Source organism: Rhizobium sp. BK529 (assembly GCF_014194105.1).
In the GTDB taxonomy this organism is placed as follows: domain Bacteria; phylum Pseudomonadota; class Alphaproteobacteria; order Rhizobiales; family Rhizobiaceae; genus Rhizobium.
Genome location: NZ_JACIAU010000001.1, coordinates 250,328 through 270,216 on the forward strand (window position 1 = coordinate 250,328; position 19,889 = coordinate 270,216).

At 60.3% G+C, this 19,889-nt stretch carries 18 protein-coding genes and 1 tRNA gene; 10 read left to right on the plus strand and 9 right to left on the minus strand.

The window, feature by feature from the left end:
* The first annotated feature begins 38 nt into the window (after positions 1-38).
* The 3 genes from FHX08_RS01250 (at position 39) to FHX08_RS01260 (ending at position 2,883) form a co-directional block, all read left to right on the plus strand.
* The gene (locus FHX08_RS01250) at positions 39-680 is read left to right on the plus strand and encodes a hypothetical protein (protein WP_132653470.1); all 642 of its coding nucleotides are present in this window, start codon (positions 39-41) and stop codon (positions 678-680) included.
* A 65-nt stretch (positions 681-745) separates the two neighbouring features.
* Entirely contained in the window at positions 746-1,534 is a 789-nt protein-coding gene (locus tag FHX08_RS01255; protein ID WP_132653471.1) for a hypothetical protein, read from the plus strand.
* Between the two features lie 107 nt (positions 1,535-1,641).
* On the plus strand, positions 1,642-2,883 hold the full coding sequence (locus tag FHX08_RS01260; protein WP_132654282.1) for an alpha/beta hydrolase: 1,242 nt from the start codon (positions 1,642-1,644) through the stop codon (positions 2,881-2,883).
* A 145-nt stretch (positions 2,884-3,028) separates the two neighbouring features.
* Here FHX08_RS01260 and FHX08_RS01265 read toward each other — a convergent pair whose 3' ends face one another.
* Entirely contained in the window at positions 3,029-3,463 is a 435-nt protein-coding gene (locus tag FHX08_RS01265; protein ID WP_132653472.1) for a MarR family winged helix-turn-helix transcriptional regulator, read from the minus strand.
* A 140-nt stretch (positions 3,464-3,603) separates the two neighbouring features.
* Between FHX08_RS01265 and FHX08_RS01270 the strand changes: the two genes are divergently transcribed.
* Complete coding sequence (locus FHX08_RS01270; protein WP_132653473.1) at positions 3,604-5,208, plus strand: FAD-dependent monooxygenase; 1,605 nt, start codon at positions 3,604-3,606, stop codon at positions 5,206-5,208.
* A 197-nt stretch (positions 5,209-5,405) separates the two neighbouring features.
* Here FHX08_RS01270 and FHX08_RS01275 read toward each other — a convergent pair whose 3' ends face one another.
* From FHX08_RS01275 to FHX08_RS31255, 3 genes are all read right to left on the minus strand, one after another.
* A complete protein-coding gene (locus FHX08_RS01275; protein ID WP_165911884.1) occupies positions 5,406-5,558 on the minus strand; it encodes a hypothetical protein in 153 nt (50 codons plus the stop codon).
* A gap of 140 nt (positions 5,559-5,698) precedes the next feature.
* Positions 5,699-6,253 carry an alpha/beta fold hydrolase gene (locus tag FHX08_RS31250; RefSeq protein ID WP_210288164.1) on the minus strand — a complete coding sequence of 185 codons (555 nt, stop codon included), beginning with the start codon at positions 6,251-6,253 and terminating at the stop codon, positions 5,699-5,701.
* A complete protein-coding gene (locus FHX08_RS31255; protein ID WP_210288165.1) occupies positions 6,250-6,561 on the minus strand; it encodes an alpha/beta fold hydrolase in 312 nt (103 codons plus the stop codon). Before FHX08_RS31255 ends, FHX08_RS31250 begins: the two co-directional genes overlap by 4 nt.
* Positions 6,562-6,913: 352 nt before the next feature.
* Between FHX08_RS31255 and FHX08_RS01285 the strand changes: the two genes are divergently transcribed.
* The gene (locus FHX08_RS01285) at positions 6,914-8,107 is read left to right on the plus strand and encodes a succinylglutamate desuccinylase/aspartoacylase family protein (RefSeq protein ID WP_184326789.1); all 1,194 of its coding nucleotides are present in this window, start codon (positions 6,914-6,916) and stop codon (positions 8,105-8,107) included.
* Between the two features lie 22 nt (positions 8,108-8,129).
* Here the strand turns inward: FHX08_RS01285 and FHX08_RS01290 are convergent, their stop codons facing one another.
* Complete coding sequence (locus FHX08_RS01290) at positions 8,130-8,813, minus strand: hypothetical protein (RefSeq protein WP_184326790.1); 684 nt, start codon at positions 8,811-8,813, stop codon at positions 8,130-8,132.
* Positions 8,814-9,070: 257 nt separating this feature from the next.
* Between FHX08_RS01290 and FHX08_RS32005 the strand changes: the two genes are divergently transcribed.
* Both FHX08_RS32005 and FHX08_RS01300 read left to right on the plus strand, forming a co-directional pair.
* Positions 9,071-9,322 carry a helix-turn-helix transcriptional regulator gene (locus FHX08_RS32005; RefSeq protein WP_184326791.1) on the plus strand — a complete coding sequence of 84 codons (252 nt, stop codon included), beginning with the start codon at positions 9,071-9,073 and terminating at the stop codon, positions 9,320-9,322.
* The gene (locus FHX08_RS01300; RefSeq protein WP_184326792.1) at positions 9,310-10,632 is read left to right on the plus strand and encodes a virulence-associated E family protein; all 1,323 of its coding nucleotides are present in this window, start codon (positions 9,310-9,312) and stop codon (positions 10,630-10,632) included. The genes FHX08_RS32005 and FHX08_RS01300 overlap by 13 nt, the downstream gene beginning before the upstream one ends.
* A gap of 367 nt (positions 10,633-10,999) precedes the next feature.
* Here the strand turns inward: FHX08_RS01300 and FHX08_RS01305 are convergent, their stop codons facing one another.
* Positions 11,000-11,263: a DUF982 domain-containing protein gene (locus tag FHX08_RS01305; protein ID WP_132653479.1), complete on the minus strand. Its 264-nt coding sequence runs from the start codon at positions 11,261-11,263 to the stop codon at positions 11,000-11,002.
* 954 nt (positions 11,264-12,217) lie between these two features.
* Here FHX08_RS01305 and FHX08_RS32010 point away from each other — a divergent pair.
* The 3 genes from FHX08_RS32010 to FHX08_RS01320 are packed head-to-tail and all read left to right on the plus strand — an operon-like array spanning position 12,218 to position 16,480.
* Positions 12,218-12,751: a MerR family transcriptional regulator gene (locus FHX08_RS32010; protein WP_184327344.1), complete on the plus strand. Its 534-nt coding sequence runs from the start codon at positions 12,218-12,220 to the stop codon at positions 12,749-12,751.
* The gene (locus FHX08_RS01315; protein WP_184326793.1) at positions 12,748-15,834 is read left to right on the plus strand and encodes a class I SAM-dependent DNA methyltransferase; all 3,087 of its coding nucleotides are present in this window, start codon (positions 12,748-12,750) and stop codon (positions 15,832-15,834) included. Before FHX08_RS32010 ends, FHX08_RS01315 begins: the two co-directional genes overlap by 4 nt.
* Complete coding sequence (locus FHX08_RS01320; RefSeq protein ID WP_184326794.1) at positions 15,818-16,480, plus strand: hypothetical protein; 663 nt, start codon at positions 15,818-15,820, stop codon at positions 16,478-16,480. The genes FHX08_RS01315 and FHX08_RS01320 overlap by 17 nt, the downstream gene beginning before the upstream one ends.
* Before the next feature lie 782 nt (positions 16,481-17,262).
* Here FHX08_RS01320 and FHX08_RS01325 read toward each other — a convergent pair.
* From FHX08_RS01325 to FHX08_RS01335, 3 genes are all read right to left on the minus strand, one after another.
* Positions 17,263-17,339: transfer RNA gene (locus FHX08_RS01325), tRNA-Arg, on the minus strand.
* A gap of 190 nt (positions 17,340-17,529) precedes the next feature.
* Positions 17,530-18,312 (minus strand): ATP-binding cassette domain-containing protein, encoded by a 783-nt coding sequence (locus FHX08_RS01330; RefSeq protein ID WP_132653514.1) that lies wholly within the window; start codon positions 18,310-18,312, stop codon positions 17,530-17,532.
* Positions 18,313-18,326: 14 nt separating this feature from the next.
* Positions 18,327-19,637, minus strand: coding sequence for a sugar ABC transporter permease (locus FHX08_RS01335; RefSeq protein WP_184326795.1), 1,311 nt, complete (start codon positions 19,635-19,637; stop codon positions 18,327-18,329).
* Positions 19,638-19,889 lie beyond the last annotated feature (252 nt).

A 19,889-nucleotide genomic window follows, 5' to 3' on the forward strand; every position in this document is an offset into this window, starting at 1 on the left:
GCTGGATCGCTGTCTCGTCAATCGAAGGAGAAATGCTCATGACCTTCAGAAAAACTGCATATGCCGCGGCAGCTTTGACAGGGCTTGTCCTTTATGCCGGCGCGACGCTGGCTGAGGACGCGATTTCCGCCCCCGCGACAAAGATCATCGGCACATCGAGCACGCAGAAGACGGATCTGGTTCCCTCGCTGATCGTGATGAATTCCGGCGGCGCGACCCTGAAGGGCGACACGCTCACGCTGACGGGCATTTCCAGCAATTCGATCCTGTTTGCCGACCGGCCTGTCCGCTCCGCCGGCCATGCGCTGACCACGCACCTGCTGGAAGAGTGGGCTCAGGGCGGCAGCTTCGAAAAGGATCCGCCGAACGCCACTATTTCGGTACTGAACAAGGACGCGTCCAGCGTCGAGGACGCCGTCGTCGTTCTGAAGGAGCCGAAGCTCGAAGGTCCGAACCTGACGTTCAAGGTGGATGTTCTGGAGGGCAGCTTCGCCAAGGCGGACGGTCCGGCATCGATCTTCATCGACATCATCGGGATGCCGAGGACGCCCCTGTCGTTTGCGGGTGTAGCACGAAGAACGGCCTTTCGGGGCGCATGGTATGCCGGAGCAGCGGCGGGCGCTGCGGCCGCTTACGGCCGGCCCGCATGTGGCCTCTATCCATATCCGCCGTGCTACTAGGCCCTGTCCCACGGGCACCGGACCTATTCATCGCGACGCTGGCGTTTAAGCCTTAGAGGGGACTTATGGGACTGAGACTTTGGACGATTTCACTGACTGCGGCGCTGGCGGCAAACAGCGCCGTATTTGCCGCCGACATGGCTCGCACCGTCACGCCTGAAGCCAAACAAATCGAGACCGAAAGCGGCTGGACCTTTACCTTCGCTCCCTACTTCTGGGGTGCGGGATTGTCGGGTGACGTTGCGCAGTTCGGCCTGCCGTCGGTGCATGTCGACGCCTCGTTCGGCGATATCTGGGACCACCTCGACTTCGGCGCGATGGCCACCGGCGAGGCTCGCTACGACCGGTACAGCGTTTTCGGCGACATCATCTACACGAAGATATCCAGCAGCGAGGGGACGCCTTTCGGCGTTCTGGCGGACGAGGCGAAGCTTGATACAGAGGTTTTCACCGGACTTGTGGGGGTCGGATATTCGGTGCTGGACGATGCGGCCGGCCACCTCGACGTTGTCGGCGGTGCACGGGTCTGGTCGGTCGACACGAAGATCTCGCTGGAGGGCGGGCTCCTCGACGGCAGATCGAGGAGCGATGGCGACACCTGGGTCGATGCCGTCGGCGGGATCAAGGGAACCTATGCGCTGACCCCGAACGTCTTCCTCACCGGGTGGGGGCTGGTCGGAGGTGGCGGCGCCAACCTGGACTGGGACGTTGCGGCAACCATCGGCTACAAATTCAACGAAACCGTCTCCAGCGTGATCGGCTACCGGGCCATCGGCGTCGATTACGAGAATGATGGTTTCGAGTTCGACGTCGTCGAACAGGGGCCCATCCTCGGCCTTGTCATTCATTTCTAGCTCGAAGCTGCGGACCCCCAGGAATGATCGGATTGAGGCGGCACGTTTCCCGAAGCATCGCAGGCAGCGTGCGATTCTGGCTTCGCTTTCTCTGCGCGCTTGCCTTCATGACGCTGCTCTGCGCGTGCGCGGGTCGCCCCTCGGGCGTGCTCGAGCCGGTGGCAGCCAATCCTTCTGCAAGTCAGGTCGAGATGCTGGTCGCAACGACCCGAGAACGTGCAAAGACGCCCGGCGAGATGTTCAGCGGCGAGCGCTCCCGCACCCCAAACTTCGCTGACATCACGGTATCGATTCCACCCGACAAGGTCCGCAAAGCGGGCGAAGTCGCCTTTCCGCGAACCTTGCCTCCAAATCCGGCGCGGGATTTTGCAGCGCTGAAGGCTGAGGAAATCGACCGCGCAGCAGCCGAAAAATGGTTGCACGATCATGTGCGCAAGAGCCCGGACGGCAGCGTCCTCGTCTTCATACACGGGTTCAACAACCAGTTTGACGATGCGGTCTTTCGTTTCGCGCAGATCATCCACGATTCCGGCGCGCACAGCGTGCCGGTGCTCGCAACCTGGCCGTCACGCGGGAAGCTCTTGGCCTATGGCTACGATCGCGAAAGCACCAACTACACGAGAAATGCTGTAGAAAGCCTGTTCCAGTATCTGGCGCGTGATCCCCAGGTGAAGGAAGTATCGGTCCTGGCCCATTCGATGGGCAATTGGCTGGCGCTGGAATCCTTGCGTCAAATGGCAATCCGCAACGGAGGGCTGCCGGCCAAGTTCAAGAACGTCATGCTGGCGGCGCCTGACGTCGATGTGGACGTGTTCGGTTCCCAGATCGTCGACATGGGCAAGCAACGGCCGCAGTTCACGCTCTTCGTTTCCCGCGACGACCGCGCGCTTGCCGTCTCTCGCCGCGTGTGGGGCAACGTTCCCAGATTGGGAGCGATCGATCCTGAACAATCGCCCTATCGGGAAGAACTGGAAACGAATAAGATTACCGTCATCGATCTCACGAAGCTCAAGGAAGGGGACAGCCTCCATCACACCAAGTTCGCCGAGTCGCCCGAGATCGTACAGCTGATTGGCAGACGTTTGTCCGATGGACAGACCTTGAGCGACAGCAGGCTGGGACTTGGCGATAATATCATGGTCGCGACGACGGGGGCCGCGCAGGCAGTCGGGACCGCTGCAGGGCTGGTCATTTCCGCTCCTGCGGCAATCGTCGATCAAAACACGCGGGAAAATTATGGCCACTACGCCGAGACGCTCGTCGCATCTCCCGGTGAACCGCAGTCAGAGTCAAGTACACGCAGGTGTCAAACCATCAGCAAGACGGGGCCTGCAAACTGTAATCGTTAGACCGGCAAGCCAGGCGACAGATCGGACGCGGACGAAATTGAGCGTCTGCACGAGGCTTCGCTGGCCTTGAAGCTGCCCCACGCTTTCGCGATCTCTCCAATTGCTGCACCGGGCGGATCTGAGTGCACCGCGCCGGGCGGCGCGATCAGGCGCCTTCGGTGCGCAGCTTCCCGAAAATCCTGACGAGCGCATCCAGATCACCGGCCGACAGGCTTGCCAGTTCTGCCGGCGGCTCGTGATAGGCCGCCAGCAATTCGTTCTTCGTTGCGGTTCCCTTTTCTGTTGCCCGCACGAGCTTCACACGTCGATCGCCGGGTGAGGGAATGCGGTCGGCGAGGCCGGATCGCTCCAGCCGGTCTACCAGCCATGTTGCCGTCGAGGGATCGCAGCCCCAATCGCGCGCCAATGCCCCGATCGGTTTACCGTCCTTATCGAGCGAGAAGAGGGCGCGGGAATCGTTCGGCGTCAGCCCATGCCTTTGCTGTGCGGCCAGACGCTGCGGCGCCGAGCGCATCAGAAAGTTGAACATCAAGCGCCAGGCCTCCTGGGCAGGATCGGGCGCATTCCGGGGGGGCGTCATGTCTTGGTTCCGTGCTGCTTCGCTAACTTGACATAGTTTGATTCATCAAATATTTTTGTCAATCAAAATAATAATAATCGCCATTTGCAGCCCGGCTTTGCCGGGAATGGATCCGCTTGCCCCAAACGCTGGAGAAACTCATGAGCACGCATATCCCGGTTCTGATCATCGGCGGCGGCCTGACCGGCCTCACCGCCGCCGCACTCCTCGCCCGTCAGGGTGTCGGCTGCATGGTGGTGGAGCGCCATGCCGACACGTCCATCCAGTACAAGTTCGCCGGCATCTCGCCTCGCAGCATGGAAATATTCCGCAGTCTCGGGCTGGAGGCGGAAATCCGTGCCAAACGCACCGGCGACCAGCAGGGCGGCGGAATTGCACGGGCCAGAAACCTGGCCGATCCGGATGTTCAATGGGGCGGTCAAGCATGGCCCGATGCCAGTCCCTATAGCCCAACGCAGCCCGCGACCTGCGACCAGCATGTCCTGGAACCCATCCTGCGCCGTTGCGCGGAGAGGGCTGGCGCCGACACCCGCTTCAACACCGAGTTTTTATCGCTGGAGCAGGATGCCGCCGCTGTTTACGCCGTCATCCGCAATCGCGAAACCGGGAAGGAGGAAACTCTTGTCGCCGACTATCTGATCGCTGCCGACGGCGCCAACGGCACGCTGCGCGAAAAACTCGGCATCGACCGCAAGGGCCCGGGCGTGTTGCAGCACTGGATGAGCATCATCTTCGACACCGACCTGTCTCCCGAGATCGGCGGCCGGCCGCTTACCTCCTGCTTCGTCAGCGACCTCAACGCCACCATTACGCCGCGTCCCGGAGGACGCTGGCTGCTGGCGCTGCAATATTTTCCGGAAAAGGGTGAGCGACCGGAGGACTTCGACCGTAACCGTTGCCGGGAACTCGTCGAAAAGGCAGCCGGCCGAGCCGGCGTCAAGGCAGAGCTGGTCGATGCGCGCTCCTGGGAGATGGCGGCATTCCTTGCCGACCGCTTCAGCGCGGGCCGCTGCTTCCTGATCGGCGATGCCGCGCACCTCATGCCGCCGACAGGCGCATTCGGCGGCAATTCGGGCATCCACGACGCGCACAATCTGGCCTGGAAGCTCGCCATGGTCGTCCGCGGCGAGGCGAATGCCCGCCTGCTCGACACCTATGACGCAGAGCGCCGGCCGGTGATCGCCGCGACGCTGGCGCAAGCGCTCGCCCGCCTGCAGCAATGGTTCAGGGATCCTGCGGGGCGGTTGCCGCCTGCCGTTGCCATCGTGAATGACTATGATGTCGTGTTCGGACAGCGCTACGACAGCGGTGCATTGGTGCCCGAGGATGGCGCTCCCGAACGGGCGTTCGAACCGGTCGCGGAACTTGCCGGCATACCCGGCACCCGGGCACCGCATCTCGTCATCGAGCGTGACGGCGAAACGCTCTCGACGCTGGATCTCTTCGGACGCGATTTCGTGCTGCTTGCAGGCGATGCGAAGTGGCGCGCCGCGGCAGATCGCCTGCGCAAGGACGGCGGCCTCCCGCTCGCATGCCATGTCCTCGGCATATCGGGCGATCTTGCCCCGGAGGGACGCTGGCCCGGCGCCTATGGCGTGGAGGAAAGCGGCGCGGTGCTCATTCGCCCCGACGGATTCGTGGCATGGCGTGCGCCAGGTGTGGAGACGGATATCGCAGGTCGGCTCGTCCAGGTTCTGGAGGAGGTCGGTATGCGTATCGGCCATCGCGACGGGACGCGTCGGTGACGGCAGAACCAGATTGCTTCCGTTTCTCGGCCCCGAGACGCTGTCATTCGCTGCGGCTTCGCTGCTCCCTGGCGGAATCCTTCCTGCCGGCAGGGACGCGGACGCACCAGGACCCTCCATGCCGGTTCGAACTGACGCGGAATTGGGGCTTCATCTGATCCGTGGGTGGATCAGCTCTCAATGGAAATCAGCAGCTATCAATAGCCGCCGATATTGCCGTTGGCGCGAACGGCACCAATCCCCATCGGAGTTGCGTAGGTCGTGTTGTCGCCGCCGGTGCCGCTGGTTGCGCACCCTGAAAGGCTCAGAAGCGTGATCGCCACCGCGGCCAAAAGGTATTTTACAGGCATGACATTATCCCCCTATCGGTCACGGCGCAGGCCTTCAGGACCAGAGCACGAATATTCCCTAAACCATCGGTGTTGGCAACTGTAGCGAGTATTGTTCGACGCAATTGACTCAATGACATTGTCGCCGTCGCAAGACTGTCTCAGGCTTCTGTTTCAAGCCTTGCCCGGAGATCGCGCAGCACCTGACTAAACTGTGCCGGTGCCTCGAGCGGAACATATTCTCCGCAATTGCGGATGACGCGGCTCTCCAGCCGCTGTGCGCCGACCGCGCGAAGACCTTCGACGTAAGGTCCGATCTCGCGCCCATCGGCGTCGCCGCGCAGGTAAAATAGCGGCGTATCGATGGGTTTCACCTTCGCGTTGTGGCGGGCATCCCGTTCGAACGCGCGATACCAGTCGAAGCCGGCCTTGAGCGCTTCGGGACGCTCATAGGCTTTTACCAAGGCAGCGCGCATGTCTTCGGTGAGGGCGGCCTTGTTCCCGGCCAGAATGTTGAAAAAGAACTCGAAATAGGCGCGTTCCCGGCCAGCGACCAGCGTCTCCGGCAGATCCGGAACGGCGTGAAATGCAAAATGCCAGATGCGGGGATCGGCGATGAGTTTCGACCACGGCTGGACGCCGGGAAGGACCGTATTCATGGCCGCGGCGCCGGCGATGCGTGCGCCATGGTCGCGCGCGGCAGCAAAGGCGATCATCCCGCCGACATCGATGCCGCAATCAGGATCGAGCTTGCGCCGAGCGATTCCGCGGCGGTGAGCATGAGATCTGCGAGAACATGCTTTTCGGCCGACGGCGGCGGCCCCCGCGAGCCGCCGATATCAGGCAGATCGAACGCCAGCACGAAGGCATCGTCACTGAGGTCCTCGATGACCCCGTCATAGATGCTTCTGGAGAACGGCCATCCGTGCAGCAGGACGAGCGCCGGGCGTTGCGGATCGCCGGCGCTGCTGCAGGCGAGCGTGACGCCGCCTATTTCTATGGATCTTCCTCGCTGGTTTCCCATTGCACCCGCTTTCGGGATGGATAGGCGGTTGTTACCGGCCTACGCACTTCTTGCCGCCGCGTCGAAGGTCTTGCTTACGCCGCCAACTTTCATCCAGGAACGAGTTGGTTTCGTCCTCGTAAACGGAATAGCGAAGGCACGGTTCCGGCAGCGCTGCGGCGGCGATCGCCGATGTCCTGCGCATGCCTGCGTCGCGCTGCCTCCGGATATCGCCGAACCGACAAACCTTGCGAACGCGGCGGCGTGCCCTAGTTTCGGCAGCATACCTTAGGTTGAGGTCTTGCAGGACTTTGCGACCGATGCGCATGCCATTGTTTTAACGCAACTTTTCAAATCACAAAGGGCCTCCATCATGTCGGACAAATCGAAGAACGGTATCGATCGCCGTAATTTCATGATTGCATCACTTGCAACGGTCGGCGCGTCGGCCGGTCTTGCCGCCGCCGCTGATGCCGCTGATGCCCAGGACACAGCGACACCCGCTTCCAATCCAGGATCAGGAACGGTCTATACCGGCGATACTATCGAGGGAAAAAAGGTCGTCAGCGCGCTCGACGTCAATGATTTGGAGCCCGGCAAGAAGCATCTCTTGTATTTTCAGGGCGTGGAGATGCCGACCGGACAGTACTGGTACGTGTCCGTGACAGTCGCCAAGGGAGCAAAGCCAGGCAAGCGCGGCGTCCTGACCAGCGGTGTGCATGGCGACGAAATGAGCAGCATCCATACGGTCCAGACGGTGATGAACCAGCTCGATCCGGCGCAGATGTCGGGCACGGTGATGGCGGTCACCGACGTGGCACGCCCGGCCATTGAGGGCATGCAGCGCAGATGGCCCAATCAGGGTAGGGGCATCGACCTGATCGATATGAACCGGGAGTGGCCCGGGAACGAAAACGGACTGACTGCGCCCAGCCGGCATGCCGGGCTTTTGTTCAACCGGCTGCTGCGGCCGAATGCCGACTTCGCGATCGACTTCCACACCGGAACAACCGGATTCGAAGTCACCGCATTCAATATTGGCGGCCTGGACGTGCCCGAGGTCAAGGCGATGGTGGAACTTTATCCCGTCGGCCAGATCTTCGACAACCATGTCTATCCCGGTGTCCTGCACAATGCGTTCATGGACGTGGGCATCCCATCCTTCACGCCGGAGATCGGCGCCGCACGCGTGCTGGACCTCGAAATGATCTCGCTGTTCGTGGAAGGGACGATGAACGTCCTCAAGCATCACGGCATTGTTGCCGGGCCGATGGGCCGAACGGGTAAGGACGTGAATGTCTTCGTCGGCAACAGTGCCTTTCCGATCCTGGCGACACAGGGCGGGATCGTCGAGCATCTGGTCAAGCTCAACGACAAGGTCGAGCCCGGACAGAGGGTGGCCATCCAGCGCAACAGTTTCGGCGAGGTGGTTGCGGAATATACGAGCGGCGTGGCCGGAGAGATTACGGGCCAGCGCAGCGATGCCATGTCCGAGCCCGGCAACCCCCTGGCATTCATCCTCTTCCACAAAGTGGCGCCGGAGGAGGGCCAATCCTATCCCGAGTGATGCGCCATGCCTGGTCTGATGTTCAGCGTCCGTCGTCACCCAGCATGTGATCCGCAAGCCTGTAACAGTGGCTCGCCTGGTAGGCGTTCCGGCCACGGTTCATGTGCGTCAGGTTGAATGCCCGGATTGCCTGCAACGCACGGGGCGTGGCGAGAAATTTGCCGATCGAGGAGAAGCCGCGGATCTTGACGCCGAAAATGTCCTCGCCTCGGGGGAAGACATAGCTGACGTCTTCCGGCGCCAAGACGCAGTGCTCGAGGAAATCCTCGTCCACCTGGCCGTCATCGAGCGAGTGGTCGGTGGTGAAATCGGAAAGATGCACCAGGAACAATGCGCGGATATCCTCACCATCCGCATAGAGCGAGAAGAGCTCCATCCAGCTTGCATTGACGCGAACGAGCGCCTTGCCCGGAGTGGACGGCAGACAGGAAACCGACCAGTAGTGCCGCTCGGTCCGGCGCGGGATCGGGATGCAGTCGCTCCCATAGCGCCGGAGAATCTGCAGAACCGCTTGTGCCTGCGGCCGGCGCAGCAGCTTCTCGAACCTCGCGACGTATTTGAGGCGCAGTTCCAGGGATTCCGGGCGCTCATCGGCGTCCTGCAGGATCGTCTCGCCGTGCATCCAGTCGCGCTGCTGCTTTAGATCGAGGAACCGTCGCAGACCGGCGGTGTTCCGGCGGCGCGCCGCGCTCGCGTCATCTACCATGAAAGCAACCTCAGGCTCCGCTTCTGAACCGCTCCTCGCCTTGTCGCGGCGACAGAGCTTTTTTCCCTGGCCATATATCCACCATTTGCCGGCATGGGCAAAGGGCGGTGGGGGCCGAAACGTCCGTGGATAAACGGTGGGCTGATATCGATCGTTGCACGCCATCGCGATCCCTTCTTTTCCGGTCTGATTTTTATTTGCCAACCGTTTGCAACTAGGTCTGACGAGGTCCGAAACATTCCAGAAGGAAGCGGTCAATGACATCAAGGATTCTCCGTCGCCCGGAGGTTCAGAACAGGACGGGCCTTCCCACCTCGACCCTCTACGCTGCCATTGCCGACGGGCGGTTTCCGCCGCCGGTGAAGATCGGCAAGCGGGCGGTCGGATGGGTGGAAGGGCAGGTCGAGGCGTGGATTGCGGACCGTGTGACTGATGCCGCTCCCCCTTCTCCCCCAAGGGAGAAGGGGACATCACTCCATCCCGCGCGGATAATCCAATGCCACAGATGACTGCACATGCGCCATCGCGCGACTGGCTCGCCATGCTCAAGACGAATGACAAGGGCAATCCCCTTCCTGGCCTCACGCGCAACTGGACCGTGATGCTGGAACACCACCCCGACACACGGGGAATGCTCGCCCTCGATGAATTCAGCGGCCGGACGATGTTGCTGCGCCGGCCGCCGTGGGAATTGCGGCAGGGCGACTGGAAGCCTCGTGCCGTCGGCAACAATGATCTCGCCGAAGCGGTGGAATGGCTGGAAGGCTTTGGCCTGACGCCGAAGGTTTCCAACATCAATCCCATCATCGACAAGGTCGCCGGCCGGCATCCCTACCATCCCGTGAAAGACTGGCTGTCGTCACTGCCGGCATGGGACGGGACGCGGCGTGTCGATACGTTCCTGACTTACTATCTCGGCGCCGAGGACACGCGGCTGAACCGTGCCTTTGCGCGCAAATGGCTCTCAGCGCTTGCCAGACGCGTCTTTGAACCAGGGTGCCAGTTCGACTACGTACTGACCCTGCAGGGCAGGCAGGGGCTTGGAAAATCGTCGTTCGGCCGGGCGCTCGTTCCGATCGAGGAATGGGTGACCGACGGCCTGACGGTGGGCGAAAGCGCGCGCGAAGTGATCGAGACCACGCGAGGGCGTTGGGTCGTCGAGCTCGCGGAGCTTGCAGGCCGGTCGACCCGGGAGATCGAGACGATCAGGAAGTTCATCACGGTTCGCGTCGATACCGCGCGCGGGGCATATCAGCAGAGGCCCGACGACGTGCCGCGCCAGTTCGTGTTCTACGCCACGACCAACGCCGATGAGTTCCTGACGGATACGACCGGCAATCGCCGCTGGTGGCCGGTCAGGCCCACCGCGATCGATCTCGCGGCTATCAGGGCCGACCGTGCGCAGGTTTGGGCCGAAGTCATGACGATCTACGAGCATGAGACGCTGTGGCTGGACGACCCGGCATTAAAGGCCGATCTTGAAGCCCTGCATCACGGCGTGATGGATTTCGGCCCCACCTACGAGATCATCCGCGACCTGATCCCTGACGGCGACATGATGGTGCCGTGCGCGGACGTGCGCAAGCTCCTGAGCGGCGGAAGCGAGGATGCCAGCCGCCTGCCTTCCGGCTGGCGCGCCAACCTGCAAAGGGCGCTTGTCGGGCTAGGGTTCGAACCTCAATCGGCGGTTTTCAATCGCGGGCGTGAGGCTGTGCGGGTTTATGTTCGCGGGGATGTGAGCGGCAGGCCCTGGGCGCGATGGGCTGATGGACGCATCGCGTTCGAGCACGGCCGGCGCGGGCAGGGCCGGAGCTTCTAAGAGGATGCGCGCGCAACATCCTCGCCGGTCTTCTGCCGGTGTTCCTTGCGAACGGACCTGCAGAATTGCTTAGGGCGCTTACGATTGCTTACACGAACTTTGTAAGCGCCTTTCCCCAGTCTTTTCAATTATTTATTGCTCTGCTTACAAGCTTACAGAGACAATGGGAAACTCAGGTGAAGAAAACGGGTCTTCCAGGGACCTTCGCTATTCTCACAAGAGTTGGAAACAGGCTGTAATTTCGTAATATTGTAAGCGCTATCGCTAAGTACTTGATATGCCTTGCTATTACGCTTACAAAGTTTGCGGGACAAATCGCGGCGATTACGAAAAGGCATCGGGCCGCCATTTCCGCGAAGGCGATGACTTAGTGAAGCACGGCGATGAAGGTAATCCCAGCCTCGGCTGCAGCGCGAATAATCGCCGCTCTCAATTCCTCGGGCTCAGCATTGCCCTGCACGACATCAAGACAGATCTTGATCGCCGCAAGAAATTCCTCCCCGTCATCCGAGGGGAATTCCTTCATGAGCGCATTGGCGGCTCCAATGGCCGTTCGCACGGACAGGAGCCTATCCGGATCGTGAAACATCAGGATCACAGGATCGAATTCGATTGGGGTGTCCCATTCCATGACACAATACTCCCGATGGGATGGCGTATTGTTAACTGTGCAAGAGGCGTGCCAGGCGAGGCGCTATCCAGCGCTACATTTGCTCTCGGCCCGATGTCGTGGCGTCAATCTGAACGCGGCCGACAACGTCTTCCCCGTCACGGCCGCTGCAATCCCATGCCTTCTTCCGGCAAGGTTTCACGTCATTTGTACTTCGGTTGATATTCGTGACGGATCTTGTCCGCTCGCGCTGGAACCTAAGTCTTCATCCGGAGTTAAACGCCGGACCGTGCGGCCGGGGGACCTAATAGCCCTGACCCCACTAAAGTCGGCTGTGCGGTCCGCCTGCCATCAATCGCTCTCAGCCAGTCGTCTTCCGTTCGGTTTTTGATCGTCCGGCTCCCCGCTCTCCGTTGACACTGCAGACTACGCCATGAATTCTATGTTTCGAGCTATTGCTGCGGGGTGAGCGTGATGAGCAGAGTTCGGACAGTTATGATCGCTGCCTTGGTTACCGGCTTAGCCATCCTGGCTTCGTCATGCACGACACACCGAAGCTCAAACAGCGCCGATTTCCAATATCAGCCTGGGCATTCGAGGAACCCGGCGTGCAGCCAGGGCTTTAGACCGACCAATGCTTTGTCTTGCGGGTATTGAGCGCACCGCGGCGCGACAAGTTTGCCCGATAGTCCCCAGCTTATTCTAGCCCCGTCTAGCGGCGGGTGTAGGAATTCGTGCGGGAAATCGGCCGCAACTTTCCACAACTGGCGCCGGAGGCTGTCACGGCCAAAGCGCACATCCAAGAGCCCCACTCAGACGCTCGCGTATCCCGTTGGACTCGGCGCGATCAATCACTACCTAGCTTGCGCGTTTTGTCCCGTTTTTGTTCTCTTTTTCCTTTCTAGACAAGTTCGGGTATGATACCCATTCTCCCTATGAATTGGTTATCATACCGGATCTGGAAGGGGCGATGTGGTGAGGCTTTTGACTACCAGGGCTGCTGCGCGGCTGACCGGTCTATCGACCAATCAACTGCGTGAGTGGACGAGCAGGCGAGCATTGATCCCGGCTGACGTCCTGCATCGCGGTCGCGGGTCGCCGGCACAATATAGCTGGCAGACGTTGCTCTTACTGCGCATCGCGGCGGTTCTCAAGAACCGCTTCCGTCTGGAGCTTCATGCTCACCGCGAGATTTTCGCCGGAATGCGTGAGTCCTTCGGCAGCACCTCATTCCTCCGGCTTTGGGGCAATTGCGTTGTCATCTACGGGACAGACCGTTGGCAGCTTATCGAAGCCGCCGCAAGTCGCTTGAATGCAGACGACGGTATTGTCCTTCACCTGGATAGTCATCTTAGAGTTCTGAGCGCGGAATTCCCGATGTCTACGCCAGCGTCTGCGGCTGGACAGCTCGAATTGTTTCCAGCTCGGCTGGTTCGTCGCGAAAAAAAGGCCACGCTCGAGAGAGGAGCGACTCCGACACAGTCGTCCCCGAAGCGGCGAAGCGCATGAGTTCCGCCGCTTTCATACGTGCCCTCCAGGCAACCGGATACTTGGGGCCAGAGCGTCAGCCTGCTCCCGGCTTACTGACGCCTGACAATCCAGAAGCGGCGCGCTTGCGGGCCGCGATGAAGGATCAGCGGATTGGGCTTGAGGCAGATGCTGTGTTTACCGCGCAAAACAGCGCCACAGCCATATTCAAGGATGCCGGCGATAGTAGCCCGAATGAGAGCGATATCGCGCATTGGCATGAAGCGGCTTGGAACATCGGACTCGCACCACTTCTCTGGATCATTACTCCGACCGAAGTCCGCCTCTACGACTGCTACGCTTCGCCGCGACACGGAGTGGGTGGGAGCGCAGCCGCGACGCCGCTTGAGCGATTCGATCTGGCGGCAGACGATCGGCTACGCGCTCTTGACGCCATGTGCGGTCGGCTTGCGACTGAGACCGGCGTATTCTGGTCGAGCGCAATCGGCAAGAAGATTGATCGCCAATTCCGTGTCGATCGTGAGCTGCTTAGCGAAATAAACGCTCTTGAACAGGGGTTGACCGAGCTGCCGCCGGCGCACCTCTCCGCCCGTCTCGAAGGCAGCGCTGAAATCGCGGCTGCGCGCGGCTTGGCTCAACGCCTCATCGGTCGATGCATTTTTACATGGTACTTGCTCGACCGCGGTATTGCCCAGCCGTTCCTGCCAACTTCACTTCCCGCCGACCTTTTGGCAATTATGTCGACGCCCGATAGTGCTTTCGAACTCTTCGACTGGCTGCGAGAGACATTTAACGGCGACTTGTTCCCGATGGACGATCCCGGCGCTGAGCGTATGCGTCTTGGTGACACGCATCTGTCGCTTATGCGGGACTTTATCGAAGGGCGCAGCCTGGTTCCCGAGAATTATGGTCAGGGTCGTCTATTTCGCTTCCGCTTCGATGCTATTCCTGTCGACCTAATCAGTTCGATCTATCAGCAGTTTGCACGATCTAGCGCTGAGGAAAAGGCACGTTTACAGGGATTACACTACACCCCCGTTGAACTCGTGCATCTGACCTTGGATCCGGTTTTCGAGAACTTGCCGGCGACCGCTCGAATCATTGATCCAACTTGTGGTTCGGGTGCATTTTTGGTCGAGGCGTTCCGTCGTCTCGTATGGCGCCGCTGCGGTAATGAAAGGGCATCGCGAGCTATCGTTCGCGATATTCTGTACCATCAACTGTTCGGGATCGACATCAATCCATCTGCGCTGGGGATCGCCGCCTTCAGTCTGTATCTGGCGGCTCTGGAATTTGACGAAGAGCCTGTAAGCGATATCGGCGACCTGAGGTTCGACAAGCTAATCGGGACAACATTGTTTGAAGCCGATACAGTTGGAGGCGACTTACCAGGCGCATTGCTTACGCAGCCTTTCGATGCCGTGGTCGGAAATCCCCCGTGGACATTCGACAAGAGTAAGAAGGCAAAGCCGAGAAAGAAGGGCTCCGTTCGCGCACTGCGCCCTCGAAGAAGCCCGGATTGGGCATTCTTGGATGTGGCTGCGGATCTTGCTGGCGAGACTGGCCGTCTTGGCATGGTGATGAAGGCTTCTCCGTTTTTCTCCAAAGATGATCATGCCATCGAAGCTCGCGCTGCGCTCTTGACGCGGCTGAAGCCAGCAGCCCTGGTAAACCTTTCTGCGCTGCGTAAGGAATATCTCTTCCCGGACGCTACTGGCCCAGCCCTGCTGTTGTTCGCCAGATGCTCGTTGATGCCGGCGGCAGATCAGCTCCTCGTCGGGTCTATTCCATGGACACCGGATTTTGTCCGCAACGGTCATTTTCAAGTTGGTCCGAGCGAACTGCGTACAATCCCCCTCAAGCGTGTTCTGCGAACGCCTGCCATGCTTAAAGCCGCCACCTTCGGCACTGTCCGCGACAGTTGGTTGATTGAACGGCTTGAGCGTGAATTCCCCACATTGGAAAAGAACCTCGATGCGATCGGCATCGCGGCGACGGTCGGACGTGGTCAAGGCTACCAAGTCGAGGGTAACCTGAATCCACCGCCGGAGCATTTTTATGATCTTCCGACGCTTACACCAGATGATTATGCACCATTCAGCGTCGACCTAGACACGCTGCCCTTGTTCGACCAGCCGACGTTGCATCGCATCCGCAGCGAAACCATCTATCGCGGTCCGCTGCTGGTTTGCCCGAAAGCAAGCTTCAAGGCAGGTGTCGAGGCTGGGCGATATAGCGCCGCACTGTCAGATGGGGATATGCTTTTTACGGAGAGTTTCTATGGAATCTCTTTTTCCAACCACGATTCGACGCTTGCGCCGATCATTTCCGGCATACTGAATTCATGTGTCACCACATTTCAGCTCGCCTATGGCGGCGGCGCCTGGGGCCTAGAACGCTCAACTGTCGAACCCAAGGATCTGCTCTCGCTGCGTGTGCCAGATCTGCAAAGGGTCGAAGCGCCTATTTTGCAACGTGTTGCGGAAGCTGAGCGAACGGCAGCAAATGCCCCCTCTTCAGAGGCTCTAGAGGCACTCGACGAAGCGGTTGCAGAACTCTACGAGTTTGATCGTTTCGAGCTGGTTTTGGCGCGCGAGAGCATTGAGCGCGCGCGGATGCTGATTTTTGAGGGACGAAACCGTCGTCGGGCGTTTGTGAAGCCGCCCAATCGCGAGCCGTTGCACGCCTACGCATCAGCGGTCGCGAGTGTCGTTGACGGTTATCTTCGGACAAGAGGTACAAGGCATCTGGAAGCGGCTGTCTTCTCAAAGCCGCTGATTAGTGCAAATTGGGTGGACGGCGCTGGTGGACTCACGGCCGTGCGATTTCGGATGGGTGCCGGTGCTCCGCCTCGCGAGCCGGCAATCGAACTCGGTGAGGATACCGAATTGCAGGCGTTGGCGACGCAACTGAAGGGATGGATGAAGACCGAGATCCCCCCCTACCTCAACGAACGCCGCAACCTGCGGCTTTACCTCGGAGACAGTCTGTTCGTCGTGAAGCCATCCGAGGTGAGGTACTGGACCCGTACTGCCGGCCTCAATGACGCCGACATCATTCTCGCCGACCATTGGCTCAAGGCGTCGCATGCGGCTCACGGTTGATACGCCGGCGGGCGTCCCATCGTTCTCGCTTGAGGACGACGAGATCGATACCGTGGTCGATCTCATTTGCAGAGGTGCGCATGAGGCTCGCCAGCACCTGACGCCTGGCCTTCTCGAAGTCCCGATGACGATTATCGTCAGAAAGGCGATGAAGCGTATCAAACGGGAATTGGGGCTCACGAACCTGGAAGTATCCGGGGAGGTGGAAATTGATGAAATGTCTTCAGCCGGGGCAGAGATCGCGGGACGAATTGACATCACGCTGAAGTTCTTGCGCCAATTTGGCAATGAAGAGGACTATGTTGGCGTAGAATGCAAGCGCGTGGGAGCTGGTAGCGCCTATAGTCAGCTCAATACACGCTATGTCACGCAGGGTGTTGTCCGATTCATAAATGGACAATATGCGGCGGGTCATGCTTGGGGCTTCATGCTCGGTTATGCTCTTTCTCTGCCCGGAGAAGAGATCGTTGACGCTGTCAATCAACGGCTTCAACAGACTTACGGCACGTCCCCGGTCTTGGTAGCCACAGCCCCTCATCAGCATGCCCTTGAGATCCATGACGGACATCTTCAGCAGGATAATGGAACCCAAATCAAGGTCCGCCACATCATAGTGGACATGGTTCCTGCTGCCGCCAGAGTATAGGTTTCCAATGACCAGCGCGGACGAGAAGCGCACCATCTGGACGATCGACGACCTTCGCAGGCTCGACACGAAATACGCCGAAGAGGGTGTCTATGCGTTCCCCAGTTGCCGCCCCCTCCGTTCCCATGTTTCTGCATAGATTGTGTAACCCATTTCCCCGCGCGGATGTTCCTTCGCCCAAGTGAGAACTTCGTCTGTCGGCACCACCAACCGCGTCTGTCCTGTAGATTCCCAGCAGTTCTTCCCCGACTTCATGTAGAAGTCGCCGGAGCTTCGAACATTGATGCGGCCACTCCTAGACCTCCTCAGGTCGAACCTCGAGACCTCATAGATCAAGATGCCGCCGTGTGTGCGCCGAACCACTGCAACAGATCCTTCGGGCTCATTGCGGTAATAGGTTTCAATCTCTGCTGCAGTCTGGTTAGCGCAGGGCGAGAGTTTCGTTTGATACGTCAAATTGCTTCCTGTGTTTCAGCGCTACGTGGACCGGGAAAAGAAGCCTTACAACTGTGAACGACGCAAAGCTGCTCGCCTTTGAACTGCTTAACATGGAAAGCTCGACGCTTTCCTCAAGAAACTGAAGGATACGACGCGACGCGCGCCCACGACGTGGACATGATCAACTCGAGTTGATACGCGATTCAGCCCTGCTCTGGCGGTTGTACCTTTGCTCATTTGTGCCGAATGATAGGGCATTCACGAAGAGTCCCCCAAAAAATTGGAATCGCTCATATATGATAGCAAACGAGAAATAGGCTATTTGTGCGGCAATCGGCGGTATTTGGCGCACCCGACAGGATTCGAACCTGTGACCTTTGGAATCGGAATCCAACACTCTATCCAGCTGAGCTACGGGTGCATGCCTGACGAGGTGACTCGTCGTCCGATGTCGTGGTTCTTAGCCTAGCTTTGGCTCTGCTTCAATCGCGAAGTTCAGGGAATTTCTGCGGCTTGGCTTTTAAGGCGAGATTGGCCGCAGGCTGTTGCCGAAATGAAGACTCCGCCGGCCCATCGGGCGGCGGAGCTTTTCTGTCGGGCCTGTCTTTCGATCACACCTGCATGGCGCCGGGGCCGGGGATGGCTTTTGGCGGCACCTTGCCGAGGATGATCATGCCGAGCACTTCGTCCTTGGTGACATCCTCGGTGCGGGCGTGGCCGACGACCTGGCCGTTCTTCATCACCGAGACGCGGTCGGCGAGGTCGAAGACGTCGTGGATGTCGTGGCTGATGAGGAAGATGCCGATGCCTTCCTTTTTCAGCTGCTTGATGAGCTCGCCCACCTGCGCCGTTTCCTGGGGCCCGAGGGCTGCCGTCGGCTCGTCCATGATCAGGATGCGGGCGTTGAACAGGATGGCGCGGGCGATTGCCACTGACTGGCGCTGACCGCCGGAGAGCGCCTTCACCGGCTCCTTGAAGCGCTTGAAGTTGGGGTTGAGGCGGCCCATCACCTCGCGGGCTGAGGCCTCCATCGCGACGTCATCGAGCGTGCCCCAGCGGGTCTTCAGCTCGCGGCCGAGATAGAGATTGGCGGCGGCGTCGACATTATCGGCGACGGCGAGCGTCTGATAGATCGTCTCGATGCCGAACTTCTTGGCATCGCGCGGATTGCGAATGTCGGCCGGTTCGCCATTGATCAGGATTTCGCCGGCATCGCGCTTATAGGCGCCGGAGAGGATCTTGATCAGCGTCGACTTGCCGGCGCCGTTATGGCCGAGAAGAGCCACGACTTCGCCGGGATAGAGATCGACCGAGGCATTGTCGACCGCGTGGATACCGCCGAAGGAGATCGAAATGTTCTTCAGTTCGACGAGGGGAGTGCGTTGTTCAGCCATGGTTCGGACTCCTCTTACTTCGCACGGGAGCGATAGACAGTGTCGAGCCAGACGGCAATGACGAGCACCGCGCCGACGACGACGTTCTGGATGGGCGTATCGACATTGGCGAGGCCCATGCCCGACTGCAGCGACTGCATGACGAGCGCGCCGAGCATGGCGCCGGCGATCGTGCCGGTGCCGCCTGCCAGAGACGTGCCGCCGATGACGGCTGCCGCGATCGTGTAGAGCTCGTAGGTCGTGCCCTGCGAGTTGGCGGCGGCGTTGAGGCGGGCGGTGGAGATGGCGGCGGCGACGGCTGCGAGGAAGCCCATCAGCGCGAAGATGCGTACCGTTACCCAGCGGGTCTTGATGCCGGCGAGTTCGGCGGCTTCAGGGTTGCCGCCGATCGCGAAGACATAGCGGCCGAAGCGCAGACGCGTGGCGATGAAGGTCATGACGATGCCGACGAGGATGGCGATCAGCACCGGTACGGCAATGCCGTAGGGGATCATCAGGCCGCCTTCCGGCACGGTGATGTTGTTGGCCTCGGCATAGCGCTTGGCGATCGCCGGCGGCCAGTAATAGATCGTCGAGACCCAGATCGCGCCGAGCACCAGGGCGCAGCCGAGGACGCTGAGGAAATATTCGGCCCAGAGCGGACGGCGCGGGAAGTTGAAACGCCGGCGCTGGTGGCGGGAACCGATGATCGAGACGACGATCAGCACGCAGGCGACCGCACCGATGATCCAGCTCCAGGTGGCGCCGATCGCGCCTTCGGCACCGCCGCCCATGATGCGGAAGGTGGTGTCGAGCGGCGCGACCGTCTGGCCGCTCGTGACATACCAGGCAAGGCCGCGCCAGGCGAGGAAGCCGCCAAGGGTGACGATGAAGGAGGGCACGCCCATGAAGGCGATGATGACGCCCTGGAACAGGCCGATCGCCGTGCCGACGAGGAGGCCGCAGATCAGCGTGATCACCCAGGTGAAGGAATTGTCGAAGCCGAGATATTGCGGCAGGAACTTCGCCTGGACCACGCCCATGATCATGGCGACGAAGCCGAGGATCGAGCCGATCGACAGGTCGATGTTTCTGGTGACGATGACCAGCACCATGCCGGTCGCGAGAACCGCGATTTCGGTTGTCTGGACCGAGAGGTTCCAGAGGTTTCGGGGCGTGAGGAACAGGCCGCCGGTATAGAAGTGGAAGCCGATCCAGATGACCAGCAGCGCGGCGATCATGCCGAGAAGGCGGGTATCGATTTCCGTCGCCCGCAGGAAGCGCGTGAAGGGGCCTTCAACTGCCGAGCGCGGACCTGACGTCGTGGAGTGGGTGATGTCTGCCATGGGTTTGCCGTTTCCCCCATTTGTTTGGGCGCGGCCTGCTCCTGCGGGAGCTGCCGACGATCGCCCTGTTCTTGATGTGACCACCGGGACGCTTCCGAAAATAGCCGATGACAACGGCACTATTCTGGCAGGGAATCAAAGCATCCGCGGTGCGCGCGAGAATGGAGAAGCACCAGGAAGCGGGCTTCATCCGCATCCGGCGCCGCAGCGGAGAGCCGCTGCGGCGCCGGTATTTCCAATCAGCCGGCGAGG